The 15,500-nt window shown below is 31.2% G+C and carries 17 protein-coding genes and 1 pseudogene; 13 read left to right on the top strand and 5 right to left on the bottom strand.

Annotated elements, in window-relative coordinates; translation table 11 throughout:
- Positions 1 to 56 precede the first annotated feature (56 nt).
- Together J3477_RS26165 and J3477_RS18850 are read left to right on the top strand one after the other, a co-directional pair.
- Positions 57 to 1,238, top strand: coding sequence for a GNAT family N-acetyltransferase (locus J3477_RS26165; RefSeq protein WP_228731312.1), 1,182 nt, complete (start codon positions 57 to 59; stop codon positions 1,236 to 1,238).
- 141 nt (positions 1,239 to 1,379) lie between these two features.
- Positions 1,380 to 1,778, top strand: coding sequence for a hypothetical protein (locus J3477_RS18850; protein ID WP_228731311.1), 399 nt, complete (start codon positions 1,380 to 1,382; stop codon positions 1,776 to 1,778).
- A gap of 417 nt (positions 1,779 to 2,195) precedes the next feature.
- Here J3477_RS18850 and J3477_RS18845 read toward each other — a convergent pair whose 3' ends face one another.
- A complete protein-coding gene (locus J3477_RS18845) occupies positions 2,196 to 2,771 on the bottom strand; it encodes a TetR family transcriptional regulator (protein ID WP_206871487.1) in 576 nt (191 codons plus the stop codon).
- Between the two features lie 139 nt (positions 2,772 to 2,910).
- Here J3477_RS18845 and J3477_RS18840 point away from each other — a divergent pair, with 139 nt between their 5' ends.
- Positions 2,911 to 3,573: a class I SAM-dependent methyltransferase gene (locus tag J3477_RS18840; RefSeq protein WP_206871486.1), complete on the top strand. Its 663-nt coding sequence runs from the start codon at positions 2,911 to 2,913 to the stop codon at positions 3,571 to 3,573.
- Between the two features lie 213 nt (positions 3,574 to 3,786).
- On the opposite strand, the gene J3477_RS18835 is transcribed toward J3477_RS18840, so the two are convergent.
- Positions 3,787 to 4,380 (bottom strand): TetR/AcrR family transcriptional regulator, encoded by a 594-nt coding sequence (locus tag J3477_RS18835; protein WP_206871485.1) that lies wholly within the window; start codon positions 4,378 to 4,380, stop codon positions 3,787 to 3,789.
- A 234-nt stretch (positions 4,381 to 4,614) separates the two neighbouring features.
- Between J3477_RS18835 and J3477_RS18830 the strand changes: the two genes are divergently transcribed.
- Complete coding sequence (locus tag J3477_RS18830) at positions 4,615 to 5,658, top strand: NADH:flavin oxidoreductase (RefSeq protein WP_206871484.1); 1,044 nt, start codon at positions 4,615 to 4,617, stop codon at positions 5,656 to 5,658.
- Between the two features lie 112 nt (positions 5,659 to 5,770).
- Here J3477_RS18830 and J3477_RS18825 read toward each other — a convergent pair whose 3' ends face one another.
- Positions 5,771 to 6,307 (bottom strand): GNAT family N-acetyltransferase, encoded by a 537-nt coding sequence (locus tag J3477_RS18825; protein WP_206871483.1) that lies wholly within the window; start codon positions 6,305 to 6,307, stop codon positions 5,771 to 5,773.
- A gap of 511 nt (positions 6,308 to 6,818) precedes the next feature.
- On the opposite strand from J3477_RS18825, the gene J3477_RS18820 reads away from it, so the two are divergent.
- Positions 6,819 to 7,589 carry a GNAT family N-acetyltransferase gene (locus tag J3477_RS18820; protein WP_206871482.1) on the top strand — a complete coding sequence of 257 codons (771 nt, stop codon included), beginning with the start codon at positions 6,819 to 6,821 and terminating at the stop codon, positions 7,587 to 7,589.
- A 166-nt stretch (positions 7,590 to 7,755) separates the two neighbouring features.
- On the opposite strand, the pseudogene J3477_RS18815 reads toward J3477_RS18820, so the two are convergent.
- Positions 7,756 to 7,863: pseudogene (locus J3477_RS18815) on the bottom strand (IS1595 family transposase); the annotation flags it as partial.
- Between the two features lie 250 nt (positions 7,864 to 8,113).
- On the opposite strand from J3477_RS18815, the gene J3477_RS18810 reads away from it, so the two are divergent.
- Entirely contained in the window at positions 8,114 to 8,794 is a 681-nt protein-coding gene (locus J3477_RS18810) for a DUF5680 domain-containing protein (RefSeq protein WP_206871481.1), read from the top strand.
- Positions 8,795 to 8,815: 21 nt separating this feature from the next.
- The gene (locus J3477_RS18805; RefSeq protein ID WP_206871480.1) at positions 8,816 to 9,685 is read left to right on the top strand and encodes a methionyl aminopeptidase; all 870 of its coding nucleotides are present in this window, start codon (positions 8,816 to 8,818) and stop codon (positions 9,683 to 9,685) included.
- 323 nt (positions 9,686 to 10,008) lie between these two features.
- On the opposite strand, the gene J3477_RS18800 is transcribed toward J3477_RS18805, so the two are convergent.
- Positions 10,009 to 10,392, bottom strand: a complete 384-nt coding sequence (locus J3477_RS18800) for a carboxymuconolactone decarboxylase family protein (RefSeq protein WP_206871479.1) — start codon at positions 10,390 to 10,392, stop codon at positions 10,009 to 10,011.
- A gap of 90 nt (positions 10,393 to 10,482) precedes the next feature.
- Between J3477_RS18800 and J3477_RS18795 the strand changes: the two genes are divergently transcribed.
- The 6 genes from J3477_RS18795 to J3477_RS18770 all read left to right on the top strand — a co-directional run bounded on the left by J3477_RS18795 (position 10,483) and on the right by J3477_RS18770 (position 15,471).
- Complete coding sequence (locus J3477_RS18795; RefSeq protein WP_206871478.1) at positions 10,483 to 10,830, top strand: MerR family transcriptional regulator; 348 nt, start codon at positions 10,483 to 10,485, stop codon at positions 10,828 to 10,830.
- 229 nt (positions 10,831 to 11,059) lie between these two features.
- Positions 11,060 to 11,590 (top strand): GNAT family N-acetyltransferase, encoded by a 531-nt coding sequence (locus tag J3477_RS18790; RefSeq protein WP_206871477.1) that lies wholly within the window; start codon positions 11,060 to 11,062, stop codon positions 11,588 to 11,590.
- A 199-nt stretch (positions 11,591 to 11,789) separates the two neighbouring features.
- Positions 11,790 to 12,710 (top strand): hypothetical protein, encoded by a 921-nt coding sequence (locus tag J3477_RS18785; protein WP_206871476.1) that lies wholly within the window; start codon positions 11,790 to 11,792, stop codon positions 12,708 to 12,710.
- 303 nt (positions 12,711 to 13,013) lie between these two features.
- Positions 13,014 to 13,787 (top strand): MBL fold metallo-hydrolase, encoded by a 774-nt coding sequence (locus tag J3477_RS18780; RefSeq protein WP_206871475.1) that lies wholly within the window; start codon positions 13,014 to 13,016, stop codon positions 13,785 to 13,787.
- A 211-nt stretch (positions 13,788 to 13,998) separates the two neighbouring features.
- Positions 13,999 to 14,811, top strand: a complete 813-nt coding sequence (locus J3477_RS18775) for an AAC(3) family N-acetyltransferase (protein ID WP_206871474.1) — start codon at positions 13,999 to 14,001, stop codon at positions 14,809 to 14,811.
- A gap of 123 nt (positions 14,812 to 14,934) precedes the next feature.
- A complete protein-coding gene (locus J3477_RS18770; protein ID WP_206871473.1) occupies positions 14,935 to 15,471 on the top strand; it encodes a GNAT family N-acetyltransferase in 537 nt (178 codons plus the stop codon).
- Positions 15,472 to 15,500 lie beyond the last annotated feature (29 nt).

Here is a 15,500-nt window from a genome sequence, read left to right as displayed (position 1 = left end):
GAGCGCATCTATATCATGTTAAGATAATAACTAACAAAAAGAAGAGGGTAATGAATATGGAATATGAAATTATACATTTACAAAAAGAGAAATGGAAGGGAACTTTAATTCCAATTAAGTATACAACAGAGAAATATTATGATGTTATTGTAAATAAAACAGACAAAGGATTTGCTATTGACATAGAAAAGAAAGACTTTAAAGAGCCAGTGAGCCATTCACCAGAAGAATGTGATTTTCCAGATAAGCTATATCAAGATCACTGGGAAAATGCTTATGCTTGGGGAGTGGTAGTTGACGATGAATTAGTTGCTGCGATTGAAACTGATCAAGAATTATGGTCTAATCGTCTAAGAATTACAGAACTTTGGATAGCCGAAAAATATCAAAAGCAAGGAATAGGCCATGCCTTAATTGAAATGGCAAAAGAGCAAGCAAGAAGAGAACGAAGACGAGCTATTATACTAGAAACTCAATCTTGCAATGTTAATGCTGTAGATTTTTATCAGCATGAAGGCTTTGCTTTGATTGGTATGGATACATGCTGCTACAGAAATAATGATCTACAAAGAAAAGAAGTTAGGTTAGAGTTTGGTTGGTTTCCAGAAGAAAAGAAGAGCTTAAATCCTGAAGAAGTAGAAATTAGAATGGAGACAAAGGATGATTGGCACAATGTAGAGCTAATGACACAGCATGCATTTTGGAACAAACATCATCTTGGATGTGACGAACACTACCTAGTGCATAAATTACGACAAGATAAAGATTATCTTCCAGAGCTAAGCAGAATAGCAGTAAAGGATGGGGAAGTAATAGGATGTATAATGTATTCAAAGGCACGAGTTATTGATGAGGAAAATACACATGAAATCATAACCTTTGGACCTCTTTGTATAGAACCTAAATGGCAGGGCTGTGGAGTTGGTGAGCTGCTACTTCGGGAAACAATGAAAGTAGCTGCAGATAAAGGGTACAAAGGAATCGTGATTTTCGGTGAACCGGATTATTATCCTAGAATAGGCTTTAAAACCTGTGATAACTTTGATATTACAACTGCTGATGGCAAGAACTTTGATGCATTTATGGGATTTGAGCTTGCAAAAAACGGCATGAAAGATATTAAAGGAAAATTCTACGAATCAGAGGTTTTTGTAGATCTTCCAAAAGAAGAAGTGGAAGAATATAATAAAAAGTTCCCTAAGCTACAAAAATTAAGATTTCCAGGACAATGGGATTAATAAAATATTGGAATTAGCTTAAATATTTTTACTTTATCAAGGACTAATTAAAGTGGGGAATAATATGAAAACAATATTAGCATTAATCTGTCTTATTGTTATTTCATTTCAATTTCTTGTTGGCTGTTCAGCAAAAAAAGTTTGCAATTTACAGAATTTTATTCTCAAGTAATAGGCTTTGATGAAAATGATGAAAAATCAAAGCCTATACCACAAGATGCTATTCTTATGATCAATGATGAGGATTTTCAAAAATTTAAGGATAAATACTTTACACCAAGAAAAATTCCTATGGGGTCACCTGATAAAGAAAAAGCAGTTTTATATTTGCAAATACCTTCACCTACTTCCCTTGTAAATCAATATAGTGTTGAAAGCATAAACGTAAGCAATAAAACTTTAACAGTAAACCTAAAAAAATCATCAGAGGCACAAATAGATGGTAAAAATGGAAATAATGGCACATGGAAATGGGTTATGTTTATAGAAATTGATAAGGAAAATCTAAAAGATAATATGAAAGTCATTGTGAAAGAATAGTAACATTAATTTGTGAAACTTTTACTATAATCCAGCATAATAATGTTAATATACAGTAACAAGTTATTGTAAAAATTAAGATTGATGGGGATGGAAATAGTAAATGAAAAATAAATATGTATTCATAATAAGTTTGATTATAATGATAATTTCCATATTAATCATGAGTGTAAATCGCTTTGTGTCGCCACTCCCAGATATAGATTTAAGGATTTTAGGTTGCGTAATGCTGGTTAATATATTTGTTTTAAGTTATAGTGCAGTAAGATTGAAAAGTAAAAATCGGTAATGTGTACTTAATTAAAAGCTTGATGTAAAAAATGCATCATAATGGATTTTTTAGCTAAGATAGAGAAACATCCCAATAATATAAACCCACGACGATATAGCTTTGTATTGTCGTGGGTTTTATTACAGCTATTCAACAATCAATCCAGCTAGTATTACCTCTAAACCATATAAAAACTGCTGCTGGAAGTCTAGAGTAAATTCATATTGATCTCCAAAAAATGTTCCAAAAAGCATAGCTTCTTCTGGAGAAAAATTCATACCACGAATTTCATCAGCTACAAATGATAAAATATAGTTATTCACAAGATTAGCAGCGGTTAGACAGTTTTTATTAGAAACTCCGTATTTACTTAGAGTTTTTAAAATAAATTTTATAGATTCTATTCTACTTGGTGTACTTGGAAAAGACTGTGATAGGACATCTACCGCATCTCTAGTTTTTAATAGAACTCTTCTAATTTCTAAAGAAAGAGCTATTAATGTTTCCTTTGGATCGTCTAAAGCTTCTGGTAATATTATCTCTTGATTAATATGCTCTGAAAGCAAATCATATAAAGCTTGCTTATCTTTGATGTGCCAATATAAGGATGCAGCTTTTATATTAAGCTCCTTAGCTAAAGTACGCATTGTTAAATTGCCGATTCCATCTCGATTTAATATATTAAGTGATGCATTTATAATTGTTTCCTTTGTTATAGCCATAAAATCACTCCCAAAAAGATATTGACACTAACACTGTTAGGTGATACACTAACGGTGTTAGATAACTAACGATGTTAGTCTTAATTATTATAGATTTTAATTTTTTAAAAATCAATGTGTTTTAAGGAGAAGTTTATTTATGATGAAAAATATGAGAAGAAGCAAAGATGTTGGTATTTATGGGCTAACAGCAAAATGGTATGACAAAAATTCTCGTAAGAGCAGAATAGCTGAAATGAAACAATATGCTGATGAAGTTGCATCATATGTTAATAAAAATGCAAACATATTAGAAGTGGCACCAGGACCAGGCTATTTATCAATTGAACTTGCAAAGAAAGGCTTTAATTTGACTGGCGTAGAGATAAGCCCTGATTTTGTAGAAATCGAGAAAAATAATGCAAAACAAGCAAATGTTTCAGTAGATTTTAAAGAAGGTAATGCTTCAAATCTACCTTGTGAGGATAACTTTTTCGATTTTATTGTATGTAGTGCAGCATTTAAAAATTTCAAAGATCCTGTAAAAGCATTATCAGAAATGCATAGAGTGCTAAAGCAAGGTGGAACTTCTCTAATAATAGATATGAATTACAAGGCAACCTCCGAAGACATCGAAACTGAGGTTAGAAAGTCAGGAATGAAAGGTTTTGATAAGTATTTTGTAAAACTTGCTTTTAAAACTTTCTTGAAGCAAAGTGCATATACAAAAGAAGATTTTGAGGAATTTATAAAAGAAACGTCTTTTAAAAACTACAGAATTAAGAAGGACGGCATTAGTTTATATGTTTATCTTTATAAATAAATGAAAGGCTTGGCTTTCTCGAAAGCGTTTCTTTAGGTAAATGATGAATTAAAAAGGTTATCTCTTAATCTTACCAAAAAAAAACATTAACAATGCTTTCATGATTAAAACCTCGGCAGAAATGTCGAGGTTTTTGACTATCATATCATTAAATATGTACAACTTAAATCACAAGTAAAAAGTGAGTTTTATAATATCTTATTATAGAAAATACTATTTTTTAGAAGAAAACATCTCAATACTAGGCATCACATAAGGTAATATATTGTGTGAAAGTTCTTTGGCTGAAATACGTCTCCTATTGCTATACCAGTAGCTAGTAGCACCATATATTGAACTACTGATCATTATAGATAGTAAATCTAAATTTTCTTTCTCGATGATACCGAAGCTAGTAGTGTTAGTTAACATAAGAGCAATAAGTTCTTTAAGCTTAAGCTGAATTTTGTTATCCATATAAGAAGAAATTGATTTATAAACTATATTACAGTGATTACTTATATTCTCATGATAATTGCACATAGCCACTATTAAAGTCTTTAGTGTATCTTCATTTAACTGTACATCAGATTGAAATTTACTTGATATGCCAGAAGAGAAAGCTTCTGAAAGTAACTGATCTAGAAGAATATATTTATCCTCAAAATGAGCGTAAAAAGTAGATCTATTTATATTAGCTCTTTCTACGATATCTTTTACGGTTATTGCTTCAAAAATTTTTTCTCCTGTTAAGGAAAGAAAGGCATCCTGTATCAAAATACGAGTTCTAGCAGCTCTTGGATCTATTTTTTTAGTTTCAGGTGTCATCTGTCATACCTCTTAATAAAACTTTTCTCCATCATTTTTTATACTCTGTTTGGTTAACCGACAGAACTTAAGTTTTGTTGGTTGAACCAGTTTCTTATAGATATTATCATAATAACATGCAGCATTTACTTTGACAACACGTGTTGGAGAAATTGTATTAACGTTAAAAGCTATATGAACATAAGGATATCCACTTAAATTATTTAGAAATTATGGAAAAGGAGCTAGAATAGCATGAAATTATTATTTGATAAAACAAGTATAGGAAAGTTAGAATTAAAAAATAGATTTATTAGATCTGCAACTGGTGATGGCTTTGTTAAGGATGGACACCCAACAGAGGAAATGTTTGCAGCATATGAGGAGTTAGCTAGAGGTGGTGTTGGAACAATAATAACAGGCAATGCTAAGATAACTGACTACAAGATTCCGTTCTTTGATATGCTTAGCATAGAGGATGATTCTTTTATACCAGAACTAAAAAATTTTACTGATAAAGTCCATGCTTTGGAAACCAACATCATACTTCAAATTGCATACTTTGGTTCGCTAATTGGATCAGAAGAAGGAGATATTTTAGGTCCAAGTGCAGTACCGAATCTTATATCAAAAATCGTACCTAAGGAAATGTCAAAGGAAGATATTAAATATATACAAAAGGCATTTGCATCAGCAGCATTAAGAGGTAAAGAAGCAGGTTTTGATGGTGTACAGCTTCATGCAGCACATGGTTTTCTTTTGAGTCAATTTTTAACTCCATATTATAATCGTAGAACAGATGAGTATGGTGGAACAATCGAAAATAGAGCTAGAATGCTTATAGAGACTTGTAAGGAAGTAAGAGAAATGGTAGGGGAAGACTATCCAATTCTAATAAAAATAAATAGCAATGATGCTATAGAGCAGGGCATGACTTTTGAAGAATGTAAATATGTTTGTAAGAAATTGCAGGAAGTTGGGATAAGTGCAGTGGAGATAAGCGGCAGTTCCCATACTTTTAAACCACAACAAGAAGCATACTTTAAGGATTATGCTGCGGAAATTGCCCAAGAAGTTGATATTCCAGTTATCGTAGTTGGAGGAAATAGAGATTATACATCTATGGAAGCTACATTAAATGAAACTTCCATTGAGTATTTCTCATTCTCAAGACCATTTATTGCAGAAAGCGATTTTATTAAACGTTGGGAAAACGGAGATACAAGTAGAGTAAAGTGCGTTTCCTGTAATGGCTGCAATAGTCCTGAAAGTATGGGAAAGTGTATTTTAAAAAAGTAGGCGATGTTAAAGCACCGTGTTGTTAATATGCAATTTTTTAAGGGAACTTGTTAAAAGTTCCCTTAATGCACATTTTAAGAATATTATGTATTAAGTTTACTATAGACTATGTTTATTTTGAACGCAAAAAATAGTGCTCACCTTCATATGCATTGCCTTCACAGAAGTCAATTTTTAATAATGTATTCCGCCTTTCAACAGCTTGAGGTATTGCCTTAGTTGCAATCATATCAACCTCAAACAAATCAAAAAAGTTCTCGTTACAAACACTAAATATTTCGTTTAAATAATTCGCATTTTCGTATTCAGAAGAAACATCAACTCGGAGTATTCCCGTTTTAATTTTATATTTACCAGCATAACCAAACATTTCTACTGTTCCAATAGCTTTAGATAGTGATTTATCTATAATTGCAAAGCGTATAAATTCTTGTTGAGAATATGCACAAAGCCAAGCTTTAGTACATTGTAACATATCCTCAATTGTGTAAATACAAAAATCACCTGTACACCTATCAGAGTTAAAAATTTTTTGTGCCTTACTATCAGAATAACATTTAAGTAGACCTTCGGAATCTTCTTCTGAAACGAGTCTTAAAATAAAACTTTCTGTTTCAAAAGTGGGGCATATTTCATATGGGTTCTTCATAAAACTCCTCCTCATCATGTATATTATATAAACTTTCTTCGCTTCACATTTCTTACCATTGTGCCACAAAAATCTACAATTCTCTATTTACTTTATTATATAACATGTATAGGTATAATTTCAAATATTTTACACGCATTATACATAGATTGCTTCTCTAATCCTAAAATCCTTTAATTTTGTGTCAGTATGAGAGGTATGGGATTGAACCAATAAATTTTTGCTCTTTATAGTATCTTTCTCGGTATTAAAGATTTCAAGCCATTTAAACCAATACATATTTAAATATAGTATTATAGGTATGGAAATGATTGAAAATGCCAAAATATAGAAGAAGATAATGAACTTAAAGAGCAGCTTAAAATTAGTTACGCAGATATTTACAAACAATTATAATATTATGAAATTTATGGTATAATGAAATGAATAATTACATCGTAATTGTAATAAATGACGAAGTAATAAAGATACTATTTAATTCATAAAATAATTAATAGAGAAGAGGCGCGTTATGGTAAAAATTGATGATTCCAACAGGCATTATTTAAAGAAACTTTGTTCCAGCAGGAAAGATGATACTATGCTGTTATGGTTTCTTGAAGGCAATCCCTACTGTGATGCGTGGGTGGACGATGTAGTACATCCAGAAGAAGCTGTTATTATTGCAGCAGATTTTTGCTACCTTCTGGGTGAGGTAAAACACCTTGATGAAATTGAACAAACATTAGAGGAGAATGCTCGATATAAGATTATTATTCCATGTGGACTGCAGTGGGTTAAATATTTGAATGAACACCTATCCGATAAAGTTCGCTGCTACAAGAGGTATGCAATAAAGCATGAGCCCAATGTTTTTGATAAGAATAATTTAAAACAATTGATTAAGAAAGTTAATCCAGTATATGAAATTAAGCAAATTGATGATGTTATATACAAGGAAGTTCTAAGTATAGGTTGGGCTGCTGATGGATGCTGTTTTTTTAGGTCATATGAGGATTTCAAGAAAAATGGTCTGGGGTATGTTATATACAAGGATAGACAACTTGTTTGCATTGCATCCTCGTATATTACATACAAAAGTACCATTGGAATAACGATAGGAACCTTGGAAGAACATAGAAGAATGGGACTTGCTGCAGCCTGTGCTGCTAGCTTAATTTTGACTTGTCTTGAGAGAGGGATTTACCCTGAATGGGAGGCAGCAAATATGGATTCAGTAAATTTGTCGGAAAAATTGGGTTACCATTTTGATAAGGAATTTGAAGTCTATTCGCTTTTATAAAAAGAATTAAGTATAAAGTTAAAATAATATATTATTAATTAGTAATTTTCTTAAACTACTAAAAAAGTCCAGCATGTTTATTTGCTGGATTTTTTTATAATATACATGTGCTTATATGTTATAAGCACTATTTTTTATAAGTTTTCATAAAATTACTCTTGATAAGTAAATAATTATCAAGATATTTAGTTGCAACGCCATTAAACCTATTCATCCACTTCTTTAATTTTCTATGGAAGGTGTTAATATGTTGTATATGATATATGCCTTCTTTATAACCACTTAATTTCAACAATACTCTTAAACATAGCCAAAAAGTAAAATGAATTTATTATATAAGTTTAATTTATTACTAACGTTAAAATCCAGTAGAAGACAATTTGTCTACTACTGGATTTTTGTTTAATATAGAAAAATAAGTTTTTGAATATATTTAAAAGCTACTTATAGTTGTCAACTTTGCTATATTTGGTTGGTAGAGGTTTACTAATAATGGTAGTATAATAATCTTAGAGGTGAGATGAATGAGTTTTCAAGAACAATTGCAAACATTGAGAAAATTAAGGGGATTATCACAAGAGAAATTAGCTGAAGTTATGGGAATCTCAAGGCAAGCAGTTGCAAAATGGGAGGTTGGGCAGTCATATCCTGATATTGCTAAACTAATCGCATTGAGTGAATTCTTTAACGTAAGTATTGATAAACTAGTAAATGATTATGAGGAAAACTGTCATTTGCTCATAGAATCAAATAAAGGTAATAATATCGATGACGATGCAATAGACTTTTTATGCAGGGCTAAAATATCTACCTATGCAGGAAATGGTTCAGAAGTTAAAGCTTCAAGACCTAATTCTCATGATTTGGAATATGTAGAAGGCGATTTAAAATACATTGACACCTATCTAGGCGGGAAACAATTTTTGGGAGAAGAGGCTATATGGAAAGAGGATATTCCGCTATGGTCTATGAATTATTCAGGAAGGGTCTTAGATGAAAATTTTTCAGGAAAATTTTTAAAGGAAGTATTAAGCTTAGTGTCAAAAGAAAATCCTTATCGAGGGCCAATTATGTACGAAAAAGGACAGTATAAATATCATTGCATTATTAATGGAGAATTTCAATGGTTTCAAGGCTATGAGGAAATATATTTTAATAACAATAAAGTGTATGAATGCTTCTTTCATGGCGGAAAAATCAAATAATAGATAAATGGAGAATGAATTATGAATAAGAATAGAAATGAGCTCTGTTGGTGTGGTAGTGGACTAAAATATAAAAAATGTCATTTGAGTTTTGATGAAAAATTAATTGATTTAAGAGACAAAGGATATATAGTACCAACAAGAGATCTTATTAAAACAAAGGAACAAATCGAAGGAATAAGAGAAAGTGCCAAGATCAATAATGGACTTTTAGACTTAATTGCTGCCAATATTAAAGAGGGCATGACAACACAAGAAATAGACGATATGGCGTATAACTACACCGTGTCTAATGGAGGAATTCCAGCAACCCTTAATTATGATGGATTTCCTAAAAGTATCTGTACCTCAATAAATAGTGTGGTATGTCATGGAATACCTAGTAAAGATGTGATACTTAAAAGTGGTGATATTATAAATGTAGATGCAACAACCATACTTAATGGATATTATTCAGATGCATCAAGAATGTTCATGATTGGAGAAGTAACAGAAGAGGCTAGAAGATTAGTTGAAATTGCTAAGGAATGTTTGGAAAAAGGACTACAAGCAGTGAAACCATGGGGATTTTTAGGTGATGTAGGAGCTGCAATTCAAGAGTATGCAGAAGGAAACGGATACTCAGTAGTTAGGGATTTTGGAGGTCATGGGGTAGGATTAGATATCCATGAAGAACCCTATGTTGCTCACTATGGTAAAAGAGGAACAGATATGATCTTAGTTCCAGGGATGGTATTCACAATTGAGCCTATGATAAATGCAGGAAGCTATGAATTATTCATAGATCCAAGTGATGGATGGACTGCTATTACTAAGGATGGAAGTCTTTCAGCACAATGGGAACACACAATTCTTGTAACAGAGGATGGATTGGAAATCATTGCAAGATAACTTTTAAAATTGAGATAGCCAGCTGTATACTTGTTCGAAAATCTCGGCATTTGGAGATTGCGGGGCATATATAAATTAATAGCTGAGCTAGTAACCATATAATTTATGATAAAACTATGAAAATATAAGAAAAAACAGATAATCCTTTAAACTTAAGGGTATCTGTTTTTTTGCTACACAGTGAAAAATAAAACTTATTCGCCTGCCAAATTTTCTTAACAATATTTAAAAAGGCAGATAAATAAAAAAGTACAAGACAAAGTAGCTCTTACAAAATATGTTATAATAGAACAATAAAGTAAATGTTTTGTTTAGGATAATGGTTATAGTGTGATGTTGCGTTCTTGAAATACTTTTTTTGCTGTAAAGATGGCGTTTAGTACTTTTGGAAATCCAGTATAGGGGATGCATTGTAGAAAGGTTTCCACGATTTTAACAGGTTCTATTCCTGTGTTTAAAGCTCCGTTAATATGAACTTCTAATTGTGGTTCACATCCACCAGCTGTAAGGAGACTAACGATAGTAATCATTTCTCGCTCCTGTAGAGATAGAACAGGTCTAGAATATATATCACCAAAAGCAAACTCAATTATATATTTTCCGAGGTCCGGTGATATATCTTGTAGAGATTGAATCACTGCATCACCACCTTTTCCATCCACAGTTTTTAAATTTTCCATTCCTTTAATGAAACGTGTATTTTCCATAAAAAGACCTCCTTTAGTGTTGATAATTGAAGAATATCACTTCAAGTATGGTTGAGGTCAATGAACAAATTGTGAATTATGAGGTGTAAGATGACAATTGGAGAATTTTCAGAATTAACCGGTATAAGCTGCTCGGCATTAAGATATTATGAGGACAAAGGCCTAATACAGGTTGAACGAGATTTTGGAAATAGAAGAATTTATTCTGATAAAGATGTTGAATGGGTGAAGTTTTTAAAGCGTCTTAAGGATACAGGGATGTCCCTAAAAGAAATGAAGCATTACTCTGATTTGAGATATGAGGGCGATTCCACAATTTCAGAAAGACTTGAGATATTACAAAATCATGAGATTTATGTTGATGAACAAAGAAAACTCTGGGAAGAGTACTCTGAAAATCTAAAGTCCAAAATTCAGTGGTATAAAAAGCAACTCTGATTTTACTGTAAGTATTAAGAAATATTTTTAAGATAAATACGAATGAAAAACAAGAAGTAGAGATTGATATAAATTTCAATTTAAGGATGAGTAAGATAAATTGCGATCTATTAATTTATATAGATTTAATTTTGAGGAAGGGAGGAAGTTAATATGAAAGTAGAAAATTTTATTGAAGTAACCAATAGTAGGAGGTACATTCTCCTATAAGAAAATTAAGGAGATTAAGATGGAAAATATAATTACAGATAGATTAATTATTAGAAAGTTTAAACAAAATGATTGGCAGGATTTATATGAATATTTGTCAGATAAAGAAGTTGTTAAATTCGAGCCATATGATATTTATTCAGAAAATCAGGCTAAAGAAGAAGAGGTTTTTAGGTCGAATGATCAGGCTTTCTATGCAGTTTGCTTAAAGGAAAATGGAAAGTTAATAGGAAACTTATATTTAGCTAAAGGAGACTTTAATACCTGGGAATTAGGATATGTTTTCAATAGCAAGTATCAAGGTAAAGGTTATGCAACAGAAGGTGCGAAGGCGTTACTTGACTATGCTTTTAAAGATTTAGGAGCAAGACGTATTGTAGCCATGTGCAATCCTAAGAATGATCATTCATGGAAATTGCTTGAACGATTAACTATGAGGCGTGAAGGGGTACTTTTACAAAATATATATTTTAAAACCGATAGCAATGGGGAGCCTATTTGGCTTGATACTTACGAATATGCCATATTGAAGAAAGAATGGTGTATATAGTATAAGGTAAATATAAGTGAGCTGTATAAATACTATTTAAATTAGTGTTTATACAGCTTTTTTCATTTATACACTATTGCTGTGTGAACGTCTAAAGATATACAGTTTTTCTATATATTTGGATATTTATGTATATATAGTATATAATTAAGTAAATGTATAATTAAGGATAAATAGCAAATTGGTGGAGGAAATATTTATGAAGAAAGTGAACTTAAATCATCTAGCATCTTGGATACATAGAAATGCAAGAGAACTTGAGATTGCAATATGGAAATATCATTTTGAGAATGGAAATAAAGAAGATGTGGTTAATGCCTTAATGTATTATCAAAACGAAGATGGTGGATTTGGTAATACAGTTGACCCTGATAATTGGAATGTGAATTCATTACCTATGGCAACATTATTTACTATCAATATCTTAAACGATATTGAATTCTATGATATGCAACATCCAATTTATTTAGGTATAAAAAGATATATTGATACTGAATTAAACTTTCCAGAAGGTTGTGCTTTTACTGTAGCATCAAATAAAGATTATCCTCATGCAAGTTATTATAATTATGATGAAAGCTATAATAGGACTGAAAGTACTGGTGTGATTTTAGGATTTTGTACATTTATTATTGAGAATTATGTTGACTCAAAAATATATCAAGAAACATTAGCACTTATTTCCAAAATGATGGATAATCTATTTAGTGATAATCTTGGAGATATGGGACCATCAGGGTATATTTCCTTAATTAAGGCAATGAAGAATAAACAGATTGATGGTTATGATTATGATAAATTGGATTTAAGACTGAAAGAATTAGTAAATAACTCTATTCAAAGAAAACCAGAACAGTGGCCGAACTATGGCTATAGACCATCAGATTACATAAAATTTGAAGATAGCATTTTCTATCAAGATAATAAAGATATTGTTAATGTAGAATTAGATTTTTTACATGACACTTTGCCAGAAAATGACGTTTGGCCAATTTCGTGGTCATGGTTTGAAAATAACGAGAAATATCCAAAGGAATCAGTAATTGGTGGCAATTGGTGGAAATCTATAAAGGCAATTGAAAGAGCAAAGTTCTTAAAGAATTTTAGAAGAACGTATTAGCATGTTTCAACATAAGGGAGAGATCAGATATGTTACTTAACGTAAAAGAATTATACAGAAGCTCTGATATGAAAATCCTCTCAAACCCTGATTCTATGAGTAAAAAGTTATAATTTTAAGAAGGTAAAAAGTTTTATTGATAAATATTTAAAAATGTATATTTATATAAATTTTAAAAGTTATGTTGATAAAAACTTATATTTTTAAATTCTCTTTTCAGAATCTTGCAAAGTTTCAAAAATAGGTTTCAGATTAAAGCAATATATTATCGGAGAACACTGTGTGTCGATTAGGAGACTAAAAATGAAAGATTGGTTTACTATTGAAAAAATTGATAATAGCACATATGTCATAAGCGAAGAAGGTCATTGGGAAAAGATGCATTCCTATCTTTTGATAGGGGAGACCTCTGCACTTTTAATAGATACAGGACTAGGAATAGGAAATATTAGAGCAGAGGTTGAGCTTCTTACAGATCTGCCAGTAAAAGTTGTTACTACTCATGTCCATTGGGACCATATAGGAGGGCATGGTTTATTTAATGACATTTCTGTATATGTAAGTGAAGCTCAATGGCTTGAAAAAGGTATACCTATGCCAATTAATGTAATAAAAAATAATGTTATTAAAGAACCTTTTAGTAAAATGCCGCCTAAGGAGTTTGATATAAATAAATATAAAGTTTATACAGGAACTCCTACAAAATTGTTGTTTGATAATGACATTATAGATATAGGTTGTAGAAAGATAAGAGTGTTACATACACCAGGGCATTCGCCAGGACATATCTGCCTTTTTGAAGAAGACAGAGGTTATCTATATACAGGAGATTTAATTTACTTAGGAACTCTTTTTGCATTTTATCCTAGTACTAATCCAGTTGATTTCAAGAAATCTGTAGATAGGCTTAGTAAGCTACACAATATTCAAAAAATATTACCAGGACATAATGCCTTAGAGGTTCCAGTAGATACTATTGAAAAAGTAAAAGAAGCCTTTGAATATATTGAAAAAAATAATTTGTTAAAGCACGGCAGTGGTATTTTTGAGTTTGAGAGTTTCAGTATACATTTATAAAAAGCAATAGCTATATTTTAGAAAGAAGGATGAAACTTGATAAATTTAAGAAGTACAATTCAAACTAACTCTTTGAACAAGCATATTGAGTTGTAGTGGATATTAGACTTGAAATTTTAATACATTCTTTAAGCATAATAGGAAGGTATATAAGCTTAAGTTATGAAAATAAAGCTAAAGTGAGAAATGTAGAAATTAGGTGAAATTATTAATGAATGAAAAAAATATAATTATGGAAACAAAGAGCCTAAACACTGTAAAAACTTTATATGAAGATTTTTTAAACCTTGGGGTTAATAAAGATGATATATTGTTAGTTCATTCCTCTATGTCCAGCATGGGATGGATTTGTGGTGGACCTCAGGCTGTAATAACCGCTTTGAAGGAATCAGTAGGTAGTGATGGAACAATAGTAATGCCAGCTCAAAGTGGTGATTGGAGTGATCCTTCAGGCTGGGAAAATCCACCTGTACCAAAGGAGTGGATACAAATAATTTATGATAATATGCCAGCCTTTGATCCAGAGGTTACGCCAACACGAGGGATGGGACGTATAGCAGAATTATTTAGAACTGTACCAAACACAATACGTTCAAACCATCCCCAAAGATCATTTAGTGCAAATGGAAAGGCTGCAACCTATATTACCCAAAATCATCCGCTTACTCCTCATTTTGGGATAAAATCTCCTCTAGGCAAAATGTATAACCTTAAAACAAAGGTTCTTTTATTAGGAATTGGCTATGATTCTTGCACAAGTTTTCATCTAGCAGAAACCTTTATAAATGAAATGCCAAAAGAAAGACTTGGTGCTGCAATATTGGAAAATGGAGAGAGATGCTGGAAGTGGTTCGAGGATTATGCTTATGATATAGAGGGCTTTGAACTAATTGGTAAAGAATTTGAGAAGAAATATGATGTACAAGTAGGGAAAGTTGGTAATGCTGATTGCAGACTATTTGATATGAAGGAAGCAGTTGATTTTGCAAAGGATTGGCTAATTAAGAATAGATTTAATAAGTAGAATATTAATATGATAATACCTTTCAAATAACTAATGTTGGTAAAGAGCTATGTGAACTACGTTTTATAAAAGTATAATTTTATAAAATCCATTATGGAGGATAATTAGGAGATTAAGAGGGATATGAGAATAGAAACGGATGAAATAGTAATTAGAGCCTTTGAAAGAAAAGATGCTGAAAATCTTTATAGGATAGTTAGACAAAATAATATCATAAGATTTATGCCTGATTGGTCAGAAGGCAAAGATTCACCACAAGCATATTTTAATTACATAGAGTGGCATCAAGCTAAAAGAGACTCAATAGATATTTATGAAAATAAAAGATATGTAATAGCTTTAAAGGATACAGATGAGATGATTGGTATGGTAGGCATGGGACTTGAAGATACATTGAATGAAGTTGAAATAGCATATTTTATGTCAGAAGAAAATCAAAGAAAAGGTTATACAGTAGAAGCAGTAAATAAATTAGTAGAGTGGTGCTTTAAGGTATCAAATATAAAATATCTTATTTTAACTATTGATTGTGCAAATATAGCATCCTGTAAACTTGCTGAGAAGTGTGGTTTTGAATTGTTTGAAAGAAGAACTCCTATAGGACATAAGCAGCCTAACATGGAAAGTGATAGTTACTTTTACTATCGTAAGTATAGATGAACTTCAATTTAAAGTTAGAAATAGTTGCA

The organism is Clostridium zeae (genome assembly GCF_017312485.1).
GTDB classification, from domain to species: domain Bacteria; phylum Bacillota; class Clostridia; order Clostridiales; family Clostridiaceae; genus Clostridium_AR; species Clostridium_AR zeae.
This window is presented reverse-complemented; position numbering and strand designations above follow the sequence as displayed.